22 protein-coding genes and 1 other RNA gene are annotated in these 24,451 nt (G+C 52.6%); 5 read left to right on the top strand and 18 right to left on the bottom strand.

Features of this window, described 5'->3' with window-relative positions:
• The first annotated feature begins 44 nt into the window (after nt 1–44).
• The 4 genes from BZG20_RS08460 to yacG are packed head-to-tail and all read left to right on the top strand — an operon-like array spanning nt 45 to nt 2,500.
• Nucleotides 45–911: an A24 family peptidase gene (locus BZG20_RS08460; RefSeq protein ID WP_077578717.1), complete on the top strand. Its 867-nt coding sequence runs from the start codon at nt 45–47 to the stop codon at nt 909–911.
• Complete coding sequence (gene coaE / locus BZG20_RS08455) at nt 911–1,525, top strand: dephospho-CoA kinase (protein WP_077578716.1); 615 nt, start codon at nt 911–913, stop codon at nt 1,523–1,525. Before BZG20_RS08460 ends, coaE begins: the two co-directional genes overlap by 1 nt.
• A 23-nt stretch (nt 1,526–1,548) precedes the next feature.
• On the top strand, nt 1,549–2,289 hold the full coding sequence (zapD, locus tag BZG20_RS08450) for a cell division protein ZapD (RefSeq protein ID WP_077578715.1): 741 nt from the start codon (nt 1,549–1,551) through the stop codon (nt 2,287–2,289).
• Nucleotides 2,246–2,500, top strand: coding sequence for a DNA gyrase inhibitor YacG (gene yacG / locus BZG20_RS08445; RefSeq protein ID WP_077578714.1), 255 nt, complete (start codon nt 2,246–2,248; stop codon nt 2,498–2,500). Before zapD ends, yacG begins: the two co-directional genes overlap by 44 nt.
• A 29-nt stretch (nt 2,501–2,529) precedes the next feature.
• On the opposite strand, the gene mutT is transcribed toward yacG, so the two are convergent.
• Nucleotides 2,530–2,925, bottom strand: a complete 396-nt coding sequence (gene mutT / locus BZG20_RS08440; RefSeq protein WP_077578713.1) for an 8-oxo-dGTP diphosphatase MutT — start codon at nt 2,923–2,925, stop codon at nt 2,530–2,532.
• Nucleotides 2,926–2,987: 62 nt separating this feature from the next.
• Nucleotides 2,988–5,720, bottom strand: a complete 2,733-nt coding sequence (gene secA, locus BZG20_RS08435; RefSeq protein WP_077578712.1) for a preprotein translocase subunit SecA — start codon at nt 5,718–5,720, stop codon at nt 2,988–2,990.
• Between the two features lie 485 nt (nt 5,721–6,205).
• Here secA and BZG20_RS08430 point away from each other — a divergent pair, with 485 nt between their 5' ends.
• Entirely contained in the window at nt 6,206–6,664 is a 459-nt protein-coding gene (locus tag BZG20_RS08430; protein WP_077578711.1) for a DciA family protein, read from the top strand.
• 102 nt (nt 6,665–6,766) lie between these two features.
• Here BZG20_RS08430 and lpxC read toward each other — a convergent pair whose 3' ends face one another.
• From lpxC to rnpB, 16 genes are all read right to left on the bottom strand, one after another.
• Entirely contained in the window at nt 6,767–7,684 is a 918-nt protein-coding gene (gene lpxC / locus BZG20_RS08425) for a UDP-3-O-acyl-N-acetylglucosamine deacetylase (protein ID WP_077578710.1), read from the bottom strand.
• A 117-nt stretch (nt 7,685–7,801) separates the two neighbouring features.
• The gene (gene ftsZ / locus BZG20_RS08420) at nt 7,802–8,977 is read right to left on the bottom strand and encodes a cell division protein FtsZ (protein ID WP_077578709.1); all 1,176 of its coding nucleotides are present in this window, start codon (nt 8,975–8,977) and stop codon (nt 7,802–7,804) included.
• A gap of 33 nt (nt 8,978–9,010) precedes the next feature.
• Nucleotides 9,011–10,267: a cell division protein FtsA gene (gene ftsA, locus BZG20_RS08415; protein ID WP_046073971.1), complete on the bottom strand. Its 1,257-nt coding sequence runs from the start codon at nt 10,265–10,267 to the stop codon at nt 9,011–9,013.
• Between the two features lie 11 nt (nt 10,268–10,278).
• On the bottom strand, nt 10,279–11,055 hold the full coding sequence (locus BZG20_RS08410; RefSeq protein ID WP_077578708.1) for a cell division protein FtsQ/DivIB: 777 nt from the start codon (nt 11,053–11,055) through the stop codon (nt 10,279–10,281).
• 218 nt (nt 11,056–11,273) lie between these two features.
• Nucleotides 11,274–12,731 (bottom strand): UDP-N-acetylmuramate--L-alanine ligase, encoded by a 1,458-nt coding sequence (gene murC / locus BZG20_RS08405; protein WP_077578707.1) that lies wholly within the window; start codon nt 12,729–12,731, stop codon nt 11,274–11,276.
• Between the two features lie 10 nt (nt 12,732–12,741).
• Nucleotides 12,742–13,803, bottom strand: coding sequence for an undecaprenyldiphospho-muramoylpentapeptide beta-N-acetylglucosaminyltransferase (murG, locus tag BZG20_RS08400; RefSeq protein ID WP_077578706.1), 1,062 nt, complete (start codon nt 13,801–13,803; stop codon nt 12,742–12,744).
• Entirely contained in the window at nt 13,796–15,001 is a 1,206-nt protein-coding gene (gene ftsW, locus BZG20_RS08395; RefSeq protein WP_077578705.1) for a cell division protein FtsW, read from the bottom strand. The genes murG and ftsW overlap by 8 nt, the downstream gene beginning before the upstream one ends.
• Nucleotides 14,998–16,368 (bottom strand): UDP-N-acetylmuramoyl-L-alanine--D-glutamate ligase, encoded by a 1,371-nt coding sequence (gene murD, locus BZG20_RS08390; protein WP_077578704.1) that lies wholly within the window; start codon nt 16,366–16,368, stop codon nt 14,998–15,000. The genes ftsW and murD overlap by 4 nt, the downstream gene beginning before the upstream one ends.
• 2 nt (nt 16,369–16,370) lie before the next feature.
• A complete protein-coding gene (mraY, locus tag BZG20_RS08385) occupies nt 16,371–17,453 on the bottom strand; it encodes a phospho-N-acetylmuramoyl-pentapeptide-transferase (protein ID WP_046073965.1) in 1,083 nt (360 codons plus the stop codon).
• Nucleotides 17,453–18,820 (bottom strand): UDP-N-acetylmuramoyl-tripeptide--D-alanyl-D-alanine ligase, encoded by a 1,368-nt coding sequence (murF, locus tag BZG20_RS08380; protein WP_077578703.1) that lies wholly within the window; start codon nt 18,818–18,820, stop codon nt 17,453–17,455. The genes mraY and murF overlap by 1 nt, the downstream gene beginning before the upstream one ends.
• Nucleotides 18,817–20,283: a UDP-N-acetylmuramoyl-L-alanyl-D-glutamate--2,6-diaminopimelate ligase gene (murE, locus tag BZG20_RS08375; protein ID WP_077578702.1), complete on the bottom strand. Its 1,467-nt coding sequence runs from the start codon at nt 20,281–20,283 to the stop codon at nt 18,817–18,819. Before murE ends, murF begins: the two co-directional genes overlap by 4 nt.
• The gene (locus BZG20_RS08370) at nt 20,276–22,042 is read right to left on the bottom strand and encodes a penicillin-binding transpeptidase domain-containing protein (RefSeq protein WP_077578701.1); all 1,767 of its coding nucleotides are present in this window, start codon (nt 22,040–22,042) and stop codon (nt 20,276–20,278) included. Before BZG20_RS08370 ends, murE begins: the two co-directional genes overlap by 8 nt.
• Entirely contained in the window at nt 22,039–22,368 is a 330-nt protein-coding gene (gene ftsL, locus BZG20_RS08365; protein ID WP_077578700.1) for a cell division protein FtsL, read from the bottom strand. Before ftsL ends, BZG20_RS08370 begins: the two co-directional genes overlap by 4 nt.
• A 3-nt stretch (nt 22,369–22,371) precedes the next feature.
• Complete coding sequence (rsmH, locus tag BZG20_RS08360; protein ID WP_077578699.1) at nt 22,372–23,322, bottom strand: 16S rRNA (cytosine(1402)-N(4))-methyltransferase RsmH; 951 nt, start codon at nt 23,320–23,322, stop codon at nt 22,372–22,374.
• Between the two features lie 16 nt (nt 23,323–23,338).
• A complete protein-coding gene (gene mraZ / locus BZG20_RS08355) occupies nt 23,339–23,797 on the bottom strand; it encodes a division/cell wall cluster transcriptional repressor MraZ (RefSeq protein ID WP_077578698.1) in 459 nt (152 codons plus the stop codon).
• Between the two features lie 251 nt (nt 23,798–24,048).
• An RNA gene (rnpB, locus tag BZG20_RS08345) (RNase P RNA component class A) lies at nt 24,049–24,429 on the bottom strand.
• Between the last annotated feature and the right edge of the window lie 22 nt (nt 24,430–24,451).

Genomic DNA, 24,451 nt, shown 5'->3' with positions numbered 1-24,451 from the left:
AGACGCTATGATGCGCACTCGATAACAAATAGGCAGGTAAGCCCTTGGTATTCTCTTCTCCGTTTTTTATTGTCTTTGCAGGCCTCGCGGGGCTGATCATCGGCAGTTTTTTAAATGTGGTCATTGCTCGCTTGCCAATCATGATGGAACGCCGTTGGCGCCAAGAGTGCTTGGCCACGTTTCCCGATGCCCATATTGACGCACCGGATAACACCCAATTTGACCTATGTTTACCGGCCTCACACTGCCCAGAGTGTCGGCACCCGATTGCTTGGTATGACAACATTCCAGTGATCAGCTGGCTCGTATTAAAAGGCCACTGCCGCCAGTGCCACACTACGATTAGTCCGCGCTACCCATTGGTCGAGATCACCAGTGCTATCGTGTGCATGTTGCCCGCATGGCTTATCCCCTCTCCGCTGTGGGCCATCGCAGTGATGGGCGCCAGCCTCACTTTGCTAGCACTGACCCTCATTGATTGGGAAACCTTGCTGCTCCCCGATCAGCTCACTCTGTCATTGCTTTGGGGTGGGATCGCACTGGCGCTGACCGATGTCAGCCCGGTTTCATTAACAGACAGTGTAATGGGTGCCATGGCTGGCTACCTGAGCTTGTGGAGTCTGTTCTGGCTTTTTAAGCTAATAACAGGCAAAGAGGGCATGGGCTATGGCGACTTTAAACTGTTTGCGGCACTGGGCGCTTGGGTCGGGTGGCAAGTTTTACCCTTGCTGATCCTACTGGCCTCTCTAAGCGGCGTGGTCGTTGGTGCATTCATACTTCGCCAACAACAAAAAAATCTGCAACATGCATTTGCTTTCGGGCCCTTTATTGCCATCGCAGGCTGGTTGAGCCTACTGTGGGGCGATAGCCTGTTAAGCTGGTACCTTTCACAGATTCTAGGAGTGCGTTAATGGCATTTGTAGTCGGACTTACCGGTGGCATCGGCAGTGGCAAAACCACGGTCGCTAACCGTTTTGCCGCCAAAGGGGTTGATATTATCGATGCCGATGTCATCGCACGAGAAGTGGTCGCCCCTGATAGTGACGGGTTGGCCACGATTGTCGCGCGTTTTGGTTCGCCGGTATTAAAGCCAGATGGCAACCTAGATCGTGCCTGGCTTCGTGAGCGGGTGTTTAGTCACCCAGACGACAAGCAATGGCTCGATAACCTGCTTCACCCGATGATTCGCCAGCGTATGATTCAAGGCTGTATGCAAGCGCACTCAGCGTATTGTTTGCTTGTGGTGCCCTTGTTAGTAGAGAATAATCTGATGTCATTGGCGCAGCGGGTATTGGTTGTTGATGTAGACGAGCAAACACAGATCACTCGAACCCTCGCGCGTGATCACGTCAGCGAACAACAAGTACACGCGATCTTGGCCGCACAAGCCAATCGCGCACAACGCCTCGCTGTCGCCGATGATGTGATTGATAATACACAAACCGAGGCGGAACTTGATCGACAAGTTGATGCCTTACATCACACGTATTTAACCTTGGCAACCCAGGCAAACGCCGACCCTTAGTCGGACAGGACAGCTAAACGCTTATGACCAGCCTCACTTTGTATGAACACCCACTCAATGAACAAGTTCGAATTTACTTGCGCCTGGAGTACCTGCTCGATCAACTGGACGAAGTGAGCGGGCTTTCCGCACCCTGCCACCATATCCAATTTTTCCGCAGCTTATTCGATTTGCTAGAAATCCTGGAGCAGGTGCAAGTGAAAGCCGATCTCGCCAAGGATTTGGACAAACTCAAGAAAAAACTCAAAGCATGGGCTGACGTGCCCCAAGTTGATCAAGCACAGCTCAATCAGCTACTCGACCAACTTGGCGAGCATCAGCGCGCAGTGTTACAAGCCAAACGCTTTGGCCAAGCACTGAGAGAGGATCGCTTTCTAACCAGTATTAAGCAGCGCTTTGCCATTCCTGGTGGTAGTTGCAGTTTCGATCTTCCCAATTTTCACTACTGGCTGCATCAACCGCTGGCCGCACGGCAAAGTGCGATTCAGGCCTGGATGGAAACCCTGGCACCATTACGCCACGCCTTGGCGTTCTGGCTACAACTCACGCGTGAAAGCGCCCACGGCGGCACAGCGACGGTTCAACAAGGTTTCTACCAACAAGAAGCGGACGGGGCTTGCTTGATACGACTTAAAATTTCCCCCGACCTTGGGGTCTACCCGTTAGTGTCTGGACACAAAAACCGCTTCGCGATCCGCTTTATGCCATTTGACGACGATCATGAGGTCGCCGACAATATGGCTGTTCATATCAGTGTTTGTTAAGGAGATCCACGTGAGTGATGCCCCTACCGTTGTCCAATGTCCAACATGCCAGCAGCCTGTGGTTTGGGGAGAGATTAGCCCACATCGTCCATTTTGCAGCAAACGCTGTCAGTTGATTGATTTGGGTGAATGGGCCAGTGAGGAAAAGGCCATCCCCGGCGCCCCTGACGTGTCGGATGATGACCTCTGGTCAGAAGATCAGCACAACTGAACGCGCTGCCCTTCGCGATGTTCTCGCGCTCAGAACCGAGCGCGAATCTTCTCTAATACCGCATCGTTGGCCTCGGGAAACGGATAGTTATCCAAGTCAGCAATTGGGGCCCACATACCCTCTTGCCCCTCACAACCTGACGGCTCTCCCTCAAAGTCACAGACCAAGAAAAAATCCAAACTTAATGCTTTATCGGGAAAGTCAAAGTCCAGCGATATAAAAGGGCTCACTGCCTTGGCCTGGATCCCCACTTCTTCGTTTAATTCTCGCAGCAATGCGCGTTGCGGCGTTTCGTTACCCTCAATCTTTCCGCCCGGAAATTCCCACTTTCCCCCTTGATGGGCATGAGCATGTCGGCGGGTGATAAAGACTTTATCTTGTGCCGGATTAACAATAATGCCTGCAGCAATACTTACCCGTTTCATCGTTTCTCCTGATAATAAAAAAGGCCGATAAACGGCCTTTTTTGATAACGCATGGTCAGGGTTTAGATTCTACCGTGACACTGCTTAAATTTCTTCCCTGACCCACAAGGGCAAGGCTCATTACGACCGACTTTGCGTCCATCACGCACCACGGTTTCGTTGCCGCTACCACCCTGTTCGGCGCTGTCGCTATCATCAAACTGGTTATCAGCTTGCGCATGGTTAACTTGTTGCTTTTGCGCGGCTTGCTCTGCGCGTGCTTTGCGCTCGGCTTCCATACGCTCAACGTCATCCGGCTGCTGCACACGCACACGACTGAGGGTTGTCACCACATCGGTTTTCAGCGCTTCTAGCATACCCTCAAACAGCTCAAACGATTCGCGCTTGTACTCTTGTTTCGGGTTCTTTTGTGCGTAGCCACGTAAGTGAATACCTTGACGGAGGTGATCCATCGCCGCGAGGTGCTCTTTCCAAAGCGTATCCAAGGTTTGCAGCATCACCGCTTTTTCAAAGTTACGCAGGGTTTCTGCCCCTACAGCCTCTTCTTTGCCTTTATACACCTCAATCAGGGCCGTCAGAATGCGCTCGCGCAGTAACTCTTCGTAGAGTTTGTCGTCTTCATCCAACCATTGCTGAATCGGCAATTCGAGATCAAAATCCGCTTTAAGGCGTTTTTCTAGCCCTGGTACATCCCACATTTCTTCTAGCGATTGTGGCGGAATGTACTGGTTCACAATGTTATTGACCACATCCTCGCGGTTGTGCTCGATCATCTCGCTGATATCTTCTGACACCAGGAGCGCATCACGTAGCTCATACACCACTTTACGCTGATCGTTGGCGACATCATCAAATTCGAGCAGTTGCTTACGAATATCAAAGTTACGCCCTTCCACTTTGCGCTGCGCGTTTTCAATGGCTTTATTGACCCATGGGTGCTCAATGGCTTCGCCTTCGGCCATCCCTAATCGTTTCATCATGTTAGAGACTTTTTCTGAGGCGAAGATCCGCATCAAGGAATCTTCCATCGACAAATAGAAACGGGTTGAACCTGGGTCACCTTGACGACCGGCACGGCCACGTAGCTGGTTATCGATACGACGTGATTCATGGCGTTCAGTACCAATGATATGCAGACCACCGGCTTCAACGACCTGGTCATGCAGCTGCTGCCACTTTTCTTTCGCTGCCTCTACTTGCGCGTCGGTCGGGTTTTCAACATCACCCAGCACTTGCTTCCAGCTGCCACCCAGCACGATATCGGTACCACGACCGGCCATGTTGGTAGCGATTGTCACCGCGCCCGGGTAACCGGCTTGCTCAACAATATCCGCTTCATGGGCGTGGAATTTAGCGTTAAGCACCTGGTGCTTGATGCCGTCTTTTTTCAGCGCATTGGACAGTAATTCAGATTTTTCAATCGACACTGTCCCGACCAAGACAGGCTGGCCAGCTTTGGCACGCGTTTTGATGTCTTCCGCAATAGCGGCAAACTTTTCTTTTTCGGTCATGTAGACCTGATCAGCATGATCTTTACGCACCATCGGGCGGTTTGTCGGGATAACTACCGTGTCTAGGCCATAGATAGATTGGAACTCAAACGCCTCGGTGTCCGCGGTCCCTGTCATGCCTGAGAGTTTGTCATACAAACGGAAGAAGTTTTGGAAGGTGATCGAGGCCAAGGTCTGGTTCTCGTTTTGAATTTTCACCCCTTCTTTGGCTTCCACCGCCTGGTGTAAGCCTTCCGACCAACGGCGTCCCGGCATGGTGCGCCCAGTGTGCTCATCAACAATGATCACTTCATCGTCTTTAACGATGTAATCAACGTCGCGCTCAAACAACACATGTGCACGCAACGCGGCATTAATATGATGAATCAGGCTGATATTAGCCGGTGAATAAAGGGTATCATCCTCTCCCATCAAACCGTTTTTCTTGAGCAAGTCTTCGACAAATTCTTGACCGTTTTCGGTCATGTACACTTGCTTGGCTTTTTCATCAACCGTGAAGTGACCATCACCTTGATAGTCTTCGGTATCTTCTTGCTCTTGCTGTTTCAAACTAGGGATCAAGGCATTGATACGCTGGTACATCTCCGAGCTGTCTTCTGCTGGCCCAGAAATAATCAGAGGCGTACGCGCCTCATCAATGAGGATAGAGTCAACCTCATCGACAATCGAGAAATAGCGATCGCGTTGCACACGGTCTTCTGCGCGAAACGCCATGTTGTCACGCAAATAATCAAAACCGAATTCATTATTGGTACCGTAAAGTACATCACATGCGTAAGCCGCTTTCTTCGCTTCTGGTGGCATGTTGGGGACATTGACGCCCACCGTCATTCCTAAAAACTCAAACAACGGACGGTTGGTTTCGGCATCGCGCTCAGCCAGGTAATCATTCACCGTCACAATGTGAACCGATTTACCTGTCAGTGCGTTCAAATAAGAAGGCAGCGTCGCAGTCAGGGTTTTACCTTCACCGGTGCGCATTTCTGCAATTTGGCCATTGTGAAGCACGATACCGCCGACCATTTGCACGTCAAAGTGGCGTAGGCCAAATACACGCTTAGAGGCTTCTCGTACAGTGGCAAAGGCTTCAGGAAGGAGGTCATCAAGCTCGGCACCTTGGTCTAGGCGCTCGCGGAATTCAACGGTTTTTGCTTTTAACGCATCGTCATTCAATGCTTCAAATTGGGGTTCGAGTTTGTTGATTTCATCAACAACTTTTCGCAGCCGACGCAAGGTGCGGTCATTACGGCTTCCGATAACTTTAGTCAGGACTTTCGATAACATGGCGTTGCCGGTACTCTTTTTAATGGTTTTCCCACATGGGCGGCCGCTACACTGCCTCTATGCTGGCGTGTTTCAGTTCAAACGCGGGTTGGCTTAAGCTCATCGATTCAACACTAGATGCCAAAACGCATCTACCTTAAGTGGAGCCAAATCGGACAGAATTCAAGGGCGATAACGCCACTTCACAACGATTTCCACGTGACTGAATGTAAATGTGGTAGATGGCACGGAAAAAAATACGCCGCCATCGCCTAACCCATGCGACACTTACCTGTGAATGGTTTGTTCACTCTCTGGTGCTCACCTCAGGACATACCGATATATCAACCCGGTAGGCTACATGCCGAGGTGGAGCATGTATGATAAGGTAAATTACTTTCACATCCTATGACAAATCCCATACTCAAGGGTTCAATTAGTGAAAATTAGACGCTGTGCGCCCGTTCAGGCACCGGATTGATGACAAAAAAGGCAGTTATCGCGCGATGAGAGACCACCGCCCCCGCTCTACCCTTCACCTGCTGGAGAGCGACCCCAACAATATTGCTCAGCGAGCCGTTGAGCTTGCCAAGCTAAACAAGCTGATCTTGGCGTTATTACCCGGTGAAACGTCTAAAGCCTGCCGCGTCGCCAATTATCGTGATGGCGTATTGGTGGTAGAGGCCGGGAGCGCCGCCTGGGCGATGCGACTTAACTATGAACGGCAGCATTTGTTATCGGTATTGCGTAACAAAGGCTTGGCAAGCCTGACAACCATTGAAGTGAAGATTAACCCGGCACTCGCTGCCGCCGACCGAGAAGACAAAGAGACAGCGCCGCCCTGCCACCTTAGCCAAGCCTCTGGTGAGTTACTGCGTGCGCTGGGTGACAGCGCCTCGCCCAAGTTAAAAGCACGGTTCGACGCCTTAGCCAAACTCGCCGAAGATCAAAAAAAGCCAGAGTGAGCTCTGGCTTTCTATATTATCAATTGTTTGGTGTTCGCCGTTTACTTTGCCTCAGCATGGTGCACTGCGCTTTTACCGTGCACACACTGAACAAACTCGGGCTTAGGCCAAAACCATCCCCGGCTCGGCAAATGCCACTGGAGAAGTCTCTGTTTCTTCAAACGTGACCCACTCCCACGCTTCTTGGTCCGCTAATACCGCGCGCAGCAGTTTATTGTTCAATGCATGGCCCGATTTATACGCACGCATTTCACCAAGAATGCTGTGACCACACATGTAGAGATCACCGATGGCATCCAGCACCTTGTGCTTGACCAATTCGTTGTCAAAACGCAGACCTTCCTCATTCAAGATGCGGTAATCATCCAGTACGATGGCACAGTCGAAGCTGCCGCCTAGACACAGATTCTGTGACTGCAAATACTCGATATCACGCATAAAGCCGAAGGTACGAGCACGACTTAAGTCTTTAATAAAAGACTGGCTAGAGAAGTCCAGCACCAAATTTTGTTGCTCTGATTCAATCGCGGGGTGGTCGAATTCGATAGCAAAATCAAGACGGAAGCCGTTGTAAGGCAGCAACTCCGCCCATTTGTCATCGTCTTCAATGCGAACAGGCTTTTTAATGCGAATGAACCGTTTTGGTGCGTTTTGGACGTCGATACCCGCAGACTGCAGCAAAAAGATGAACGGGCTTGAACTGCCATCCATAATCGGAATTTCTGGCGCGTCCACTTCGATAATAATGTTATCGATCCCCATGCCTGCAATCGCAGCACTGAGATGCTCAACGGTTGAGATGCGAACCCCCGCGTCATTGACTAAGGCGGTGCACAACATGGTGTCGCGCACATCCTCGGGGTTAGCCGGAAAATCTACCGGCGGCTCCATGTCTGTGCGACGGTAAATCACACCGGTATTAGCAGGAGCCGGACGCAGAGTAAGCGTAACCTTACGCCCAGAGTGGAGACCCACACCAGTCGTTTGGACCATACTTTTCAATGTTCGCTGTCTAATCATCGGCTTATCTCAACTTTTTCTCAAAAAAGTGTGCTCTGCGTCACTCATTACCCTGTCACCTTAGACAAGGGGAGCGTGATGGTAGCACATCACTGGCTACAAACCAAGCAATAGCGACTAGTCAGCTTGTTTGCGCAAAAACGCAGGAATATCGAGATAATCATGCTCGGTCTGCGATTTTGGTGCTGCATTCGATGACGATGCAGCTGGCTGCTCTTTCGCCGCTGGGTTTGCACTTGCCGCCTGAGGTTTCTCTTGCAAAGGCTGTGCCTTTTTCGGCTCTGCCTGTGCTTGCCCAGACTGTGAGTTGGTGACCAAGGTGATATCTGGCTTACGCTCATTACCAATCCCGGTAGCCACTACAGTCACACGCAGCTCATCGCTCATTTCAGGATCCATCGATGTACCGATCACCACAGTTGCATTATCTGATGCAAACGCTTTGACGGTGTTACCTACGGTCTCAAACTCGTCAAGACGCATATCAAAGCCTGCGGTAATGTTCACCAACACACCACGCGCCCCAGCAAGATCGATATCTTCCAGAAGCGGGCTAGAAATGGCCATTTCTGCTGCTTCCTCGGCACGGTCTTCACCGGTTGCCACGCCGCTACCCATCATTGCGTGTCCCATTTCTGACATCACAGTGCGCACGTCAGCAAAGTCGACGTTGATGTGGCCTGGGCGAGTGATCAACTCAGCGATCCCTTGCACGGCATTACGTAGTACATCGTTGGCCTTTGCAAAGGCATCGAGCAAGGTGATACCGCGACCTAATACCTTGAGCAGTTTTTCATTCGGGATCGTGATCAGCGAGTCAACATTTTTTGACAGCTCTTCGATACCCTGCTCTGCAAAGGCTAATCGCTTCTTGCCTTCAAAGCTGAATGGTTTGGTCACTACAGCAACAGTCAGAATGCCCATCTCTTTCGCGATTTCCGCGATGACCGGCGCGCCGCCTGTCCCTGTACCACCGCCCATTCCGGCTGCGATAAATACCATATCGGCACCTTCGAGCTCAGCTTTAATCGCATCGCGATCTTCAAGGGCAGAATCTCGACCTACTTGTGGGTTTGCCCCCGCACCTAGGCCTTTAGTGATGTCACCACCAATTTGAATGACCGTGCCTACGCTACTTTTACGTAGTGCTTGGGCATCCGTGTTAATGCTAATAAAGTCAACCCCTTCGATTGACTCACGCACCATATGCTCAACGGCGTTACCACCGCCACCGCCAATGCCGACGACCTTAATTACCGCATCGTCAGACATTTCCATCATCGGTTCAAACATGAGTTCTCTCCGTCCTTCCTGTTCGCATCAGGGTTAAAATTCTTTCTTAAACCAGCTACTCAGCTTATTGATCCAGCTAGCCACAGCCCGCTTTTGTTCTGGTTCACTCGTTTCTGTCAGCAAGCTTTCTTTGCCGTAGTGTAAAAGCCCAACTGCGGTTGCATAGCAGGGCGCTTGCACATAGTCGGTCAGTCCCGTGACATTCACCGGTTGTCCCACCCTTACCTGGTTTTGGAATACGCGCTCCGCGCATTCGACCAGGCCATGCATCTGTGATGCGCCTCCTGTTAGGACAATCCCAGCAGCCATTTGGTGTTTGACACCATCACTACGCAGTTTTTCTTGGATGGCGACCAGCTTTTGGTTCACCAGCCCCAAAAGTTCTGAACATCGTGGCTCAATAACTTCTGACAAAGTTTGTCTCTGCAATGTCCTTGATGGGCGTCCTCCCACACTTGGGACATTGACTTTGGCGTCCTTGTTTACCAGCTCGCTCAATGCACAGCCATATTTCACTTTAATGTCTTCTGCATCAGCCAGCGGTGTGCCAAAGGCATAGGCAATATCACTGGTGATCACATTGCCCGCGTAAGGGATCACTTCAGCATGTCGAAGCGCCCCCCCCGTCCATACGGCCAAATCCATGGTGCCGCCACCGATATCCACCACACAGACACCCAACTCTCGCTCGTCCGGTGTGATCACGGCATGGCTCGCTGAAAGCCCGGAGAAAATCAGTTGATCAACGCTAAGACCACAACGTTCGACTGCTTTCTCAATATTTTTTGCGGTGTCATTGTGACATGTGATGAGGTGCACACTCGCTTCCATCCTCACCCCGGATAACCCGAGCGGGTTTTTGATCCCTTCTTGATAATCAATTTTGTATTCTTGCGGGATCACGTGCAAAACACGCTGCTCATCACTGATTTTCACCGACTTCGCAGTGTGAATGACATTATCTATGTCATCTTGGGTGACATCTTCATCCGATATCGTCCCCATCCCTCTTTCAGTTTGGCAGTGAATATGCTTACCTGACAAAGAAAGATAGACAGAGCTGATTTGGCAATCTGCCATCATCTCGGCTTCGTTCACCGCACGTTGAACAGATTTAACCACAGACTCTAAGTCGTTCACGCCACCTTTATCCATACCGCGCGACGGGCTGCTGCCCACACCCAGCACATTGATGGTGCCATCTGGCAGCACTTCACTGACCAAGGTAGACACTTTGGACGTACCGATATCGAGCCCAACTATCAGTGACTTGTCTGTCGTTTTATTCATTCAACCATCTCTTAATTTTGGCTATTCGCGTCGTCTGCCTCTGTTTTCCAGCCTACCGCTGCTCCGGTGTCATAACGTAGGTCGACATACTCAATGGCTTTATCTTGCGCCTTTATCCGAGGGTATAAATTGACCAGTCGCGCCAGCCTTTCTTGTCGCGCCTTTCGCCCTAACTCAATCCGTACGCCATCTCGTGTCACAATACGCCATGATCGCCGCTTGTTCAGTGATAAGGCCTGAATTGATAAGCCAATTCGCTGTAATTCATCTTCAAGCTCTCGGCTCGTTCGCAAGACTTCTTCCGACGTGCCGGTATTGCCGTGTAGCGACACCAGATTTTTATCGGCGACATCTTGCGGGGCACCATCGAATACATCACCGTCAGGCGTCAGCAGTTTTTGTCCATTCCAAATTGCACTTGCCTGATATTCGGTAATATGTACCTTCAGGGTATCCGGCCACTGCTTTCTTACCGCAACCTGTTTGACCCAAGGTAAAGCCTCGATATGGGTTTGGATGCGATCCACATCCTGCAGCATAAAGCTTTTTAAATCGCCGCCTGATAACACTGCTTTGCGCACCTGCGCCGCACTCACATGTGTCTGGTCACCTTCCATCACCAGCTGCGATAAGGGGAGCTGCTGCTCATCACTCATCCAATCAATCACACGTATCAGCCCCAGCAACATCAGGGTAATCACCCCAACCAGGAACGCGAGCGACGCGCCCGTTTGCCGATCCAGTTTTATCACTGCTTGTACGCGTGTCAGGGCATTGACCATGCTCATACCTATCTTATCGCCTTGTGTCGACACGACTTGACACTCACAGCGAAAAACCGACTGATTATAGCGATCCCGCGTCGTGCACTCCAACCCAGATACGCACTTTTATCAATATGCTGGGAGATGTTGCGAGCAATTTGGCCCGTAAAGGCGATAAAAACCTACTTTTATCCTCGCAACCGCCGATATTGGCAGCCTTTGCACTTCTCACCGGCTCATTTTTATTGCGCCATTTTAGCCTTGTCTAGCTGCTTTGCCGCTAAATTTTTCGCTACTTTACCAATATCACCCGCGCCTTGTGTTAAAACCAAGTCATTAGGTTGCAGTACATTGGCCAGCGCGGCGGGCAATGCCTCTGCGTTAGGGACAAAAATAGGATCCAGTTTGCCCCGAGCGCGAATACTACGACACAAACTTCTGCCATCCGCACCTGCAATCGGTGTTTCGCCAGCTGAATACACATCTAACATCAACAACACGTCGACTTTTTCCAACACATTGGCAAAGTCATCATAAAGATCGCGCGTACGACTATAACGGTGAGGCTGAAAGATCATCACTAAGCGGTGATCTTGCCAGCCTGCACGCGCCGCTTTAATGGTGACATCCACTTCACTGGGGTGATGACCATAATCATCCACCAGCAAGGCTGTCCCCTCATCCACCGCAAACTCGCCGAGTTGATCAAAGCGTCGACCCGTACCAGCAAAGTTGGCCAAGGCGCGCAAGATTGCGTCATCGTCCACACCATCTTCGGTCGCAACCGCAATCGCCGCTGCTGCATTGAGCGCATTATGTTGCCCGGGTGTGTTCAAGCGAATAGTTAGCGTTTCTCGATGAGGGCGTGTCACCTTAAACACACCACACTGCCCATGCTGTTGGTAATCATGTAAACATACATCGGCATCGTGCGAGAACCCGTAGGTGATCACTTGCCGCCCAATCGCGGGGATCAATTCACGCACCACAGGATCATCAATACACACCACTGCCAAACCATAAAACGGCAGATTGTGGAGAAAGTCGATAAAGGTCTGCTGCAACTTCGCAAAGCTGCCGCCATAGGTATCCATATGGTCAGCTTCTATATTGGTGACAATCGCCACCATTGGCTGCAGGTGTAAAAAAGAGGCATCACTTTCATCCGCTTCTGCAATCAAATAGCGACTGCTTCCTAACCGCGCGTTGGTCCCAGCACTTTTCACTAACCCGCCATTGACGAACGTGGGATCCAGTCCTGCCTCGGAGAAAATCTGAGTGACCATCGCTGTCGTTGTGGTTTTGCCGTGGGTGCCGGCAACGGCAATACCATGCCGATAGCGCATTAACTCGGCAAGCATTTCCGCCCGACGTACCACAGGAATGCGTGCTGCCTTTGCCGCTTCCACTTCTGGGTTGTCCGGTTTAATTGCCGTCGACACCACTACCACGCTGGCTTGTTCGACATGGCTCGCTTGATGTCCGATAAAAATCTGCGCCCCCATGGATGCCAATCGCTCTGTGACGATATTCTGTGCAAGATCCGAGCCGGTTATTTGGTAACCTTCATTAATCAGCACTTCAGCAATACCACACATGCCTGCACCACCGATCCCCACAAAGTGGATCCGCTTAACCCGGCGCATTTCCGGGATCATGGTGCGAATTTTTTCCAGCTGCTGATTATCCAATTTACCCATTCTCTATTCTCTATTTGTTGGCGTGCGAGACAATCACTTCCGCGACACGCGCATCCGCATCAATGATGGCTGCCTCTCTAGCCGCCCTTGCCATCGCTAACAAGCGTGGGCGGTCAAGCTGGTTCATTGTCTCAGCCAACGTGCTCGCTGTCAGTGATGGCTGTTCGATCATCAAGGCAGCGTCACGCGCCACCAAATAATCGCCATTGAGTGCTTGTTGTCTATCTGCGTGCATAAAGGGCACGAAAATCGCCCCAACGCCAGCCGCCGCCAGCTCAGAAACCGTCAATGCCCCGCTGCGGCAAATCACCACATCCGCCCACGCGTACGCCTCGGCGACATCATCAATAAACTCACTGACTTCAACGTCGTTGACACCGGCTTGTTGATACGCATCGCGTGTCTGCTCAGCGTTATGCTTGCCTGCTTGGTGGCGAACCGTAACCGCTTGCTCGGTGAGCGCAATCGCCTCTGGAACCGTTTGATTAAGGATCCGTGCGCCTTGACTGCCTCCCATGACTAGGACGCGCAAAGCGCCTTCTCGCTCACTCAAACGTTGCTCAGGCGCAGCGAGATCGCACACATCTCGACGCACAGGGTTACCGACCACTGTCGTGCCATCGAATGCGCCTGGAAACGCTTGCAACACTTGCTTAGCCACCTTAGCCAGCCAGCGGTTGGTTAACCCTGCCACCGCATTTTGCTCGTGCAGAATCACAGGTACACCACTTAACCATGCAGCAATCCCGCCTGGGCCACTGACATAGCCACCCATGCCCAATACAGCGTCGGGTTTAAAGCGTTTGATCACTTGTCGCGCTTGCCAAATTGCACTGACAATCATCCAAGGGGCTCGTAGCTTGCGCATCAGCCCTGATCCAATCAAGCCTTTAACACGAATAAATGCGATCTCGATGCCATATTTAGGCACCAAATCAGCCTCCATGCGATCGGCCGTCCCTAACCAGCAGATCTCCCAGCCTTGTTTTTCTAAATACTTGGCGACCGCGAGCCCGGGGAACACATGGCCACCGGTACCACCCGCCATCACTAATAATCGTTTTTTACTCATTATTCTGTTCTTTACCTTGATAAGGGTTTCGTTGATGCGCTTGCGAGGTGGCGAGCCGGTACTCGTGGTCAATACGCAATAACAAAGCAACTGCCACCGCCATGGTCACTAGACTGGACCCGCCGTAACTGATCAAGGGCAATGTGAGACCTTTGGTTGGCAACATACCAGCGGCAGCGCCCACATTGACCATAGTTTGAAACGCAAACCAAATCCCAATCCCGAAGGCGAGAAACCCACCAAATAACTGCGTTTGCTCGAGGCAACGCTTGCCAATAAACAAGGCTTTAAACACCAAGTAAAAAATCAGACACAAAATCACACTGACGCCCACCAAGCCAAGCTCTTCGGCAATCACCGCAAACACGAAATCGGTATGGGCTTCTGGCAGATATTCCAGTTTTTGAATCGAGTTACCTAGCCCTTGTCCAAACCAATCCCCGCGCCCAAATGCCATTAAGGATTGGGTTAGCTGATAGCCACTGCCAAACGGGTCTTGCCATGGATCTAAAAAGGCGGTGACGCGGCGTACCCGGTAAGGCTCAGCGACAATCAAGCCTCCGACCAAGGTCAACCCGGTGATCAGCAGTGCAATAAACTGCCACAGCTTCGCCCCTGCTATAAATAACATCCCCACGGTGGTAACAAACATCACCACCACCGAGCCTAAATCAGGTTGCGCCAACAATAAGCTTGCGAAGAGCAAGAGCACTGCCAAGGGCTTAGCAAAGCCACGAAAATGTTCACGCACCTCACCATGGCGACGTACCAGGTAGCCAGCCAAAAAAACAAACAAGGATAACTTGGCAATCTCCGCAGGCTGAATATTGATCCCGGCAATCGAAATCCAGCGCGCCGCGCCGTTAACAGACCGACCAATAGCAAGAACCGCCAGCAGCAGCATCGACGAAAGCAATAACATGTAGCCGCTATAACGCTGCCATAATCGCACCGGGATATACATCACCACCACGGCCGCAATGATGGCGACCGTCAGATAAAAAGCATGACGCTTGGCAAACAAAAACGGGGCATCGGCCAGCCTAAGTCCAACCGGCAAAGACGCCGAGGTCACCATGACTAACCCAATAACCATTAACAGCAGTGAGGTCCAGACCAATTGGCGGTCGTACAACACCCCAGGAGATGGGGTGCGTAGCCACTGCCAGCAATATTGGGGAAGTCGGCTTACTGTCATGCGTGCCTCGCGATCATCGATTCTACCTCGGCAATAAAGGCATCCCCACGGGCAGCAAAATTAGTGAACTGATCCAAGCTTGAACAAGCGGGTGATAACAGCACCATGTCTCCGGCACAGGCTTGATGAGCCGCTGCATCGACCGCTTGATGCAGCGTTTCCACACACTGCGCCGTATTATCAAGCGCTGCTAACTGCGTTTGATCTTTGCCAAAGCAGTAAAGCGATACCGAGAGTTTCGCCAACGCCGGTTGCAACAGACTAAAGTCCGCACCTTTACCATCGCCACCCACCAAAAGATGTAACCGCCCTTCAATATCTAGGCCATCGAGCGCGGCCAGGGTACTGGCCACATTGGTAGCCTTTGAGTCATTAACCCACAGCACACCTTGGTGCTCGGCGACCTTTTGGCAGCGGTGCGGGAGGCCGGCGTAAGTACTTAATGCCGATTTTTGCCCCTGCTGACTGATACCAACACTGTCAGCCAATGCCATTGCCGCCAGCCCATTTGCCACGTTATGACGCCCCACCAGCCCCAGCGAAGAGACAGGCAGCAATGGCTGGCCGTGCGCCGATAGCCACGCTTCGCCCTGGTGAGTGCTAAGGCAGTAGTCACCTTGATGAAAACCAAACAGACGCATGGAGGAGGCGCTGCTTGTTTGCAAACCTTGGCGTGTTTGCAGATCATCGTGCGTTTGCGGATCATCAGCATTGGCAATCAAGGTGGTCGCATGGGTAAAAATACGACACTTGGCGGCACGATAATCAGCCAAGCTGTCGTACCTATCCATATGATCTTCTGAGAAATTCAAAAAGGCCGCGCCATCTAGCACCAGCGAGTCGGTGGTTTCGAGTTGAAAGCTCGATAGCTCTAACACATACAGCTCGTGACCGTGGTCGAGCAAATCTAACGCCGCGACACCGATATTGCCACCCACTCCGACGTCAATCCCGCTCGCTTTCGCCATTTCGCCCACCAGCGCCGTGACGGTGCTTTTACCGTTGGAGCCAGTGATCGCCACTACCGGCTTATCGCAATACCACGCAAATAGCTCAATGTCTCCCACAACAGGCGTACCCGCTGCATGGACTGGTGCCAACGCTGGCGTCTGCAGCGATATCCCTGGGTTAATCACCACCAAATCGGCATCGGCTAACCACTGCGCCTGCCAACTGCCTGTGTGCAACTCGACGTTATCTGGCAGTTGGTCTTGCCCCGGTGGCTGCGCGCGCGAGTCCATCACACGGATGCATGCCTTGGGGTGACGGCGTGCAATAAAACGCACCACCGACAGGCCGGTCACGCCCAAGCCCATCACTACGATATGGCGAAACTCGGTTAATGAACGCTGGCTTGCGGCTGACATGATTAGCGTACCTTGAGTGTGGCCAGTGCAATCAGCACCAGCATCAACGAAATAATCCAAAAGCGCACGATCACGCGCGGCTCCGGCCAGCCTTTTAGTTCATAGTGGTGATGGATCGGCGCCATGCGGAAAATACGTTGGCCGCGCAACTTATAAGAACCAACCTGTAAGATCACTGAGACGGTTTCCATCACGAACACTCCGCCCATGATGATCAGTAGCAGCTCTTGACGCACCAATACGGCGATAGTGCCGAGCGCGCCGCCTAATGCCAACGAGCCTACATCCCCCATGAAAACTTGCGCCGGATAGGTGTTAAACCACAAAAAGCCAAGACCAGCACCCACAATCGCGGCACACACCACCACCAGCTCACTGCTGTATTGGATATACGGAATATGCAAGTAGCTGGCAAAGTTGACGTTCCCGGTTGCCCAGGCAATAAAGGCAAACCCACCGGCGACCATCACGGTGGGCAGAATCGCCAACCCATCTAGGCCATCCGTCAGGTTCACCGCATTGCTGGTGCCGACAATCACAAAATAGGTAAAGACCACATAAAACAGACCAAGTTGCGGCATCACGTCTTTAAAAAACGGCACCACCAACTGAGTGGCCGCGGTGTCTTTGCCGTGCGCATACAGCGCAAACGCCACCCCTAATGCAATGGCGGATTGCCAAAAGTACTTCCAGCGCGCCACCAAGCCATCGGTATTTTTGCGCACCACTTTACGGTAATCATCGACAAAGCCCACCGCGCCATAGCCGAGCAGTACCACCATCACCGCCCACACATAAGGGTTAGCTAGGTCTGCCCATAAAAAGACGGTTAAACTGATGGCAGCAACAATCAGCACCCCGCCCATGGTTGGCGTGCCACGCTTGCTAAAGTGAGACTCAGGCCCTTCTTCGCGTACCACTTGGCCAATTTGCATCGATTGTAAACGTTTAATCAAACGCGGTCCGGCCCACAGCGAGAACAGTAACGCCGTCAAGGCACTGACAATTGCCCGAAAGGTGAGGTATTCAAACAAGCGCATTGAAGGTAAGAGGTTTTGTAACGCCTCCGCTAACCATAAAAGCATTAGCAAGCCTCCTTGATGGCGGCAACCACGGCTTCCATCGCCATCCCGCGAGCGCCTTTAATTAAAATTGTGTTAGGTGTGTGTGTGTTCATCATGGCTACTACATGCGCGATTAGCGCCTCTTTACTGTCAAAATGGTCGCCGCTGCAGCATTCGCTGATCACACGGCTATCGTTTCCGGTCGTGAAAACACGGTCTAACTGTGCCTTTTCAGCATGTTGTCCCACTTCACGGTGCATTTGTTCACTGTATTGCCCCAGCTCAGCCATATCACCCACAATGAGCCAGCGCTCCCCAGGGTAGCTGGCCAGTACATCTATGGCTGATTTCATCGCCGGCACACTGGCGTTGTAGGTATCATCAATCAACCGCAGCCCCGGGCGTGGCTCTATCACCTGAGTGCGTCCCGCCACGTTTTCTACGGAGGCAAGGCCGTTGACCACATCGTCCAAACTCACCTCCGGTAGCTGCATCGCCGCACAACCGGCCATCAATGCATTGGTGATGTTGTGCACACCGGGTAATGGCAAGGTGACCGTTTTTTGTATCTGGCCATCACTTAGGGTGATTTGATAACAGCCTGCATCGGTGAGCACACTCTCTATTAACCTCAGTGGCGCCGCCTCGGTGTCAGTGACGGCGATCACCTGCTTGTCAGCCAAGACCGCTTGCCACTTTTCGTCGCCGTGGCTGTGCTGATTCACCAATGCAATGCCACCTTCTGGCAGACCTTGGTAGATCTCTCCTTTGGCAATTGCCACCCCTTCCAATGAGCCAAATCCCTCAAGGTGCGCCGCAGCCAGGTTGGTCACCATAGCAATATCGGGTTTCACCAGCGCGGTGGTGTAGGCAATCTCGCCAATATGGTTCGCGCCCAGCTCAATCACCGCATATTGGTGCTCAGGGGTTAGTCTAAACAGGGTCAGCGGCACACCAATATCATTATTAAAATTGCCTGCAGTGGCTAAGGTCGGGCCTTTTTGTGCCAGAATAGCCGCCAGCATTTGCTTTACCGTGGTTTTGCCACAGCTGCCGGTGATGGCAACGGTGGGTACCTGACACTGGCTTTTTACCCACGCGCCCAGCTGGCCAAGCGCGATACGTGTATCCTCCACCAACAATTGGGGCATCGCGACATCCAGCGGACGCTCGACCACTATCGCCGCCGCACCGGCCGCTTTGGCTTGCTCTGCAAAGTCATGCCCATCAAAGCGCTCACCTTTCAGGGCAACAAACATCGCCCCTTGGCCAAGTTCGCGGGTATCTGTGGTGATAGCCTCAATTCGGTCATTTTCAGGCACAAATTCTCGGTGCAATATCGTTGCGTTCACCGCGTGCGCAAGCGTGTCGAGTGAAGTCCGAATCATGATAACTCCTTGAGTTGCGCGGCCACCGTCTCTCGGTCGGAATAGTGCACCTTGCCGTGCGCTAAAACTTGATAATCTTCATGGCCCTTGCCTGCGACTAAAACAATATCCTCGGCTTTGGCTTGGCGAATAACCTGGCTCACCGCGTCGGCGCGATCGTGTTTTACCCATGCGCGCTCTGGCGCCTCCATGCCCGCAAGCATGTCTTGAGTAATGGTCTCAGGGTCTTCACTACGTGGGTTATCGTTGGTCAATACCACATGATCGGCGTGCTGCTCAGCCAAACGGGCCATTAACGGCCGCTTGCGTGTATCACGATCGCCACCGCAGCCAAAGATGCACCAAAGCGCACCATTACAATGGCGACGCAAGGCAAGCAGCGCTTTCTCTAACGCATCGGGCGTGTGAGCATAATCAACCACGACTGTGGGTTTGTCAGCAGCGAGAAAAACCTCCATCCGCCCTGTGACAGCTTGCAGCTGCGGGCTCACGGCCAATAACGGTGCTAACGGATAGCCCAGCCCCAATAAGGTGGCCAAGCTCACCAGCAAATTGCTGACATTAAAATCCCCCACCAAAGCAGCATGAATTTCGCCTTGCCCCCAGGATGAGTCAATCTGCACCCGTACACCATCGCTGGCATAGGCCACCGAGGTCGCGTGCACAAATCGGCCTGCGTGGGCATCCAGTGAAGCTGCATCCATGGCCACCGCGATCGCCTCGGGCCATTGCTGTAGCCAGGTGCGACCAACACTATCATCCGCATTGATGACTTTAAGTGGCGAACCTAACTCAAACAGTTGTTTTTTCGCCTCGGCGTAGGCATCCAGTGTGCCGTGATAATCAAGGTGGTCATGGCTTAAATTGGTAAACACCGCCGCATCAAAAGCAAGGCTGGCGACGCGTCCTTGTGCTAGACCGTGCGATGATACTTCCATCGCCACATGGCTGGCCCCTTGCTGAACAAAGTCTGCCAGCTGGGCTTGAATGCTGATTGCGTCCCCGGTGGTGTTTTCGGCCGCTTTCAGCGCGCCGATAAAGCCGTTGCCCGTGGTGCCCATTACCGCCGTGCGCTTGTCTAGCGATTCAAGCCACTGAGCAATCAGTTGTGACACCGTGGTTTTGCCGTTGGTCCCAGTCACACCAATCATCTGCAGGTGCTGCTGGGGGTTGTGATAAAAACGCGCCGCCATCGCAGACAGTGCATGGGGTAAGGCGCACACAGTGATCACGGGCACTTGGCCGTGCCAACTTACTTGGTCGTGCTCGCCTTGTTGCACCACGGCCGCCGCACCTGCCTCAATCGCAGCCTGAATAAACTGACGACCATCGACCTGATGGCCTTGCACCGCCACAAACACATCGCCATCACCGACGCAGCGACTGTCGAGTGTCATCTGTTTTACTGGGACACTCGGCGCATCTGTCAGCCACGGACTCAGCCATTGGTTTAAATCATTCATTCTGGTTCACTTCACTTGCATACTTAGCCACTTGCAACCCAGGGCCTGTGCCCGCATCCGGTGCAATGTTTAAGATCTGGAGCGCGCTTTTCATCACATCAGAAAACACCGGCGCCGCGACCTGGCCACCATAATACTTGTCGCCTTGAGGCTCGTTAATCACTACCACCATCGCCAGTCTGGGATCGCTAATCGGTGCCAGCCCCGCGGTATAACCGATATACTCATCGCCATAGCCTCCTGCCACCGCCACTTTGGCGGTACCGGTTTTCGCACCAACCCGATAACCATCCACCGCAGCACGGCGTGCGCTCCCGCCTTCTTGGGTCACGCCCTCTAGCATTTGCAGCACTTTATACACATTCGCACGTGAAGCGACTTGTTTCCCTTCAGTCACTCCCTCGCGCTTTAAAATACTCAGCGGACGATTGATACCCAGCGAACCGAGCGTGGCATAGGCACGCGCCAGTTGCGCCGGTGTCACTGACAAGCCATAGCCAAAGGCCAACGTCGCCCGTTCAAAGTCTGACCAGCGGCGGCGAGAGGGAAAGTGCCCTACCGATTCACCGACCAACTCGACGCCAGTACTTGCCCCCAAGCCAAAGCTACCGTATTCACCCAATAAGGTTTCCACGGGCATCGCCAACGACAGCTTACTGACACCGATGTTGCTCGATTTTTTGAGGATCCGCGCCAAGTTGGCTTTACCCACTTTGGAGACGTCACGCACACGACTGCCGCCGATTTGCATGATGCCATTGCCGGTATCAATCACGGTGTCCATATCCGCGACACCGTTTTCCAACGCGGTGAGCACCACAAAAGGTTTCATGGTTGACCCCGGCTCAAACACGTCAGTGATCGCGCGATTACGCATATTAAAGCTTTTCAGCGAGCTGCGATTGTTAGGGTTATAAGAGGGGGCATTCACCATTGCCATCACTTCGCCGGTTTTGACATCCACCATCACCAACGAACCGGACGTGGCGCGATAGTCGGCCACCGCTTGCTTAATCGCACGGTAAGCGATGGCTTGCAAACGCTGGTCGATACTGAGCGTGAGCGATTGACCTTCTTTTTTGTCTTCAGTGGCAATGTGCTCGACCACACGGCCAAACCTGTCTTTACGCACGGTGCGCTTGCCATGCTCTCCGGCAAGCCAGTCATCAAAACGGCGTTCAATGCCTTCCAGACCATGGCCGTCAATGCCTGTCATCCCCACTAAGTGGGCACTTACCTCAGCACTAGGATAAAAACGGCGAGACTCGGCTTTAAGACCCACGCCGGGCAAGTCAAGCTTGTTCACATACGCGGCCATTGCGGGGCGCACTTGGCGCTGCAGATAAACAAAACGCCGCTTACGGTTCGCTTGAATCTTGTCAATCAACGCCTGGCGGTCTAGGCCCAGCACATCAGCCAGCGCGTACCAGCGTTCAACGTTGTTCAGTCCCTGGTATTTAAACACTGTCACCGGATCGGCCCACACCGCTTGCACGGGGACACTGACCGCCAACGGCTCGCCTTGGCGGTCTTCAATCATCCCTCGCGCGGAATGTACTTGTTCAACCCGTACTGAGCGCAAGTCACCCTCATGACGCAGCCGGTCGGGCTCAATCACTTGGATGTACGCCGCACGAGCCACCAGTGCGACCAAGGCCAACGCGATAAACGCGCAAATAAGGCCAAAGCGCCACTGTATCAGCACAGGTGGCGCTTTTGGTGTACGGCGATTGGCAGGCTTGCTAGTACGTTTTTTCACCGGCTATTACTCAAAGACCGTTTGACGATCACTTCGTTATCACTGGTCGGTCGAATCATGCCAAAAGACTCACGCGCAACTGCCTCCACATGGCTATGTTCAGATAACGCGTTTTCTTCTAGCAATTGATTTCGCCACTCCACTTCGAGCGTTTCGCGCTGCTCAAGCAGCGCATCTTGTTTGGCAATCAAACTGCGCGTCGATTGGGTCATCGACACCACAGCGATCGCTGATAGCAACACCGCGACCAGCAATCCCAGCGGCAATTTGCCGATAGCCAGCAAGTCTTGACGAATTTGTTTGGCAAGGCTTGGCCGCGGCTCCATGATTTACCCTAATTTCTCCGCGATGCGTAATACCGAACTACGGGCGCGTGCGTTTTGCGCCACCTCATCGGCAGACGGTTTAATCGCCTTACCAATAGGCTTCATCGCCGCCGAACCGAGCTCCGCGATCTGCGCTTCAGTCAAAGGCACCCCTTTGGGCACGTCAGGCCCCTTGCTTTGCTTGCGAATAAAACGCTTCACCATTCGATCTTCTAACGAGTGAAAGCTGATCACAGACAAACGGCCACCGGGGGCGAGGCTTGCCAGCGCACCTTGCAGTGCCTGCTCAATCTCATCCAATTCACTGTTGATATAAATGCGAATCGCTTGGAAGCTTCGCGTCGCTGGGTGCTTTTTCTTTTCTCTAAACGGCACCGCATGATCAATCAGCTTGGCTAGCTGATTGGTGGTGGTTAGCGGGGTCGCTTCTTCATCCTCACGATGGCGGACAATCGCGTTAGCAATTCGGCGAGCAAAACGTTCTTCACCAAACACCTTTAACACCCAAGCAATGTCGTCTGGGCTGGCGGTTTCTAACCACTGCGCCGCTGACTGGCCGCTACTGGGATCCATACGCATATCTAAAGGGCCGTCATGCATAAAGCTGAATCCACGGCTAGGATCGTCTAGCTGCGGAGACGACACGCCCAGATCAAGCAAGATGCCATCCACTTTTTCACTCAAGCCCCGGTCACGCAGATAGGCGTCGATGTCAGAAAAAGGGCCATGAATGATTTGAAAGCGAGGATCGTCAATGGTGTTGGCTTCTTCAATCGCGCGAGGGTCGCGATCAATGGCGTACAAACGCCCGTTTTCACCCAGCTGCGATAAAATATGGCGAGAGTGACCGCCACGACCAAAGGTACCATCGACATAAATGCCGTCTGGCTTTATCGCGAGGCCGTCTACCGATTCGTTCAATAGGACGGAAACATGGGTATACTGTTCTGACATAAGTTCACTTCATTATTTACAGAGAGAGGTCAGCTAACCGCTCACTGATCATCGGGGTTGATTCCGCCTGTGTGTCCATATCCTGGCGAATTTGTGCCTGCCATGTCTGCTCATCCCAAATCTCAAACTTATTGAGTTGGCCCACCAGCATCGCTTTGCCCTCAAGCCCGGCGTACTGGCGCAACGTCGCGGACAACAATAGCCGACCTTGGCCATCCATCTCACAATCAAAGGCATGGCCGAGTAGCAAGCGCTGCAAGCGTCGTTCTGCCGGCTGAAAGCTCGACAGCTGCGCAAGCTTGTCTTCTATCACCTCCCACTCAGGGACGGGATACAAGGCCAAACAAGGGAGCTGGTGATCGATCGTGCACACAAACTGGCCGTCACAATGGTTAATTAACCCATCGCGATAGCGAGTTGGCAGGGCTAGCCGCCCTTTTTTGTCGACCGATATGGCACTGACGCCGCGTAACATGGCTCTATTTTCCCTTTTTCACCAAGATTATCCACTTTACACCACATTTTCCCACCCAGAAGTGTACGTAGCAGGTAAAAAGAAAGTCAAGCAAGCCATCACAGTGACAAAGATCACACTTAGGAAGATTAAAGAGATATTTCAGCGGGTTAATCAGTCGCCAAGCCAACCAGCCACATCAGGTTATAACCAAATCGTCTGATACAAACGCTGAAAAAGAGAGGGCGAGCCCAAAAGGCTCGCCCGATAAAGAGGTGAGTTGGCCTATAAGCCGGGTTCTGTACCGTAAAAACGGCGGTAACCATTCGTCTAGGCCTGCAATCGCTCACAGGCTCCAGCAACCTACCCGTCCCCAAACGCGGGCCGCGCCAATAGGGACCTATTTGGTCTTGCTCCGGGTGGAGTTTACCGTGCCACGAACTGTTGCCAGCCGCGCGGTGCGCTCTTACCGCACCCTTTCACCCTTACCTGTGCTCCGAAGAGCCATCGGCGGTCTACTCTCTGCTGCACTGGTCGTAGGCTCGCGCCTCCCAGGCGTTACCTGGCACCCTGCCCTGAGGAGCCCGGACTTTCCTCCCCTTTATCAGTCTCCCGTGGGACATCAATAAAGCAGCGGTTACCTGGCCAACTCGAGCGGGGGAGTATATAGAAGAA

Source organism: Salinivibrio sp. IB868, assembly GCF_001995655.1.
In the GTDB taxonomy this organism is placed as follows: domain Bacteria; phylum Pseudomonadota; class Gammaproteobacteria; order Enterobacterales; family Vibrionaceae; genus Salinivibrio; species Salinivibrio siamensis.
This window is presented reverse-complemented; position numbering and strand designations above follow the sequence as displayed.

Excerpts from the sequence above, each read along its gene's own strand:
- coaE (WP_077578716.1), top strand. The coding sequence starts at position 911 with ATGGCATTTGTAGTCGGACTTACCGGTGGCATCGGCAGTGGCAAAACC.
- zapD (WP_077578715.1), top strand. The coding sequence starts at position 1,549 with ATGACCAGCCTCACTTTGTATGAACACCCACTCAATGAACAAGTTCGA.
- yacG (WP_077578714.1), top strand. The coding sequence starts at position 2,246 with ATGAGGTCGCCGACAATATGGCTGTTCATATCAGTGTTTGTTAAGGAG.
- mutT (WP_077578713.1), bottom strand. The coding sequence starts at position 2,925 with ATGAAACGGGTAAGTATTGCTGCAGGCATTATTGTTAATCCGGCACAA.
- secA (WP_077578712.1), bottom strand. The coding sequence starts at position 5,720 with ATGTTATCGAAAGTCCTGACTAAAGTTATCGGAAGCCGTAATGACCGC.
- BZG20_RS08430 (WP_077578711.1), top strand. The coding sequence starts at position 6,206 with ATGAGAGACCACCGCCCCCGCTCTACCCTTCACCTGCTGGAGAGCGAC.
- lpxC (WP_077578710.1), bottom strand. The coding sequence starts at position 7,684 with ATGATTAGACAGCGAACATTGAAAAGTATGGTCCAAACGACTGGTGTG.
- ftsZ (WP_077578709.1), bottom strand. The coding sequence starts at position 8,977 with ATGTTTGAACCGATGATGGAAATGTCTGACGATGCGGTAATTAAGGTC.
- ftsA (WP_046073971.1), bottom strand. The coding sequence starts at position 10,267 with ATGAATAAAACGACAGACAAGTCACTGATAGTTGGGCTCGATATCGGT.
- BZG20_RS08410 (WP_077578708.1), bottom strand. The coding sequence starts at position 11,055 with ATGAGCATGGTCAATGCCCTGACACGCGTACAAGCAGTGATAAAACTG.
- murC (WP_077578707.1), bottom strand. The coding sequence starts at position 12,731 with ATGGGTAAATTGGATAATCAGCAGCTGGAAAAAATTCGCACCATGATC.
- murG (WP_077578706.1), bottom strand. The coding sequence starts at position 13,803 with ATGAGTAAAAAACGATTATTAGTGATGGCGGGTGGTACCGGTGGCCAT.
- ftsW (WP_077578705.1), bottom strand. The coding sequence starts at position 15,001 with ATGACAGTAAGCCGACTTCCCCAATATTGCTGGCAGTGGCTACGCACC.
- murD (WP_077578704.1), bottom strand. The coding sequence starts at position 16,368 with ATGTCAGCCGCAAGCCAGCGTTCATTAACCGAGTTTCGCCATATCGTA.
- mraY (WP_046073965.1), bottom strand. The coding sequence starts at position 17,453 with ATGCTTTTATGGTTAGCGGAGGCGTTACAAAACCTCTTACCTTCAATG.
- murF (WP_077578703.1), bottom strand. The coding sequence starts at position 18,820 with ATGATTCGGACTTCACTCGACACGCTTGCGCACGCGGTGAACGCAACG.
- murE (WP_077578702.1), bottom strand. The coding sequence starts at position 20,283 with ATGAATGATTTAAACCAATGGCTGAGTCCGTGGCTGACAGATGCGCCG.
- ftsL (WP_077578700.1), bottom strand. The coding sequence starts at position 22,368 with ATGGAGCCGCGGCCAAGCCTTGCCAAACAAATTCGTCAAGACTTGCTG.
- rsmH (WP_077578699.1), bottom strand. The coding sequence starts at position 23,322 with ATGTCAGAACAGTATACCCATGTTTCCGTCCTATTGAACGAATCGGTA.
- mraZ (WP_077578698.1), bottom strand. The coding sequence starts at position 23,797 with ATGTTACGCGGCGTCAGTGCCATATCGGTCGACAAAAAAGGGCGGCTA.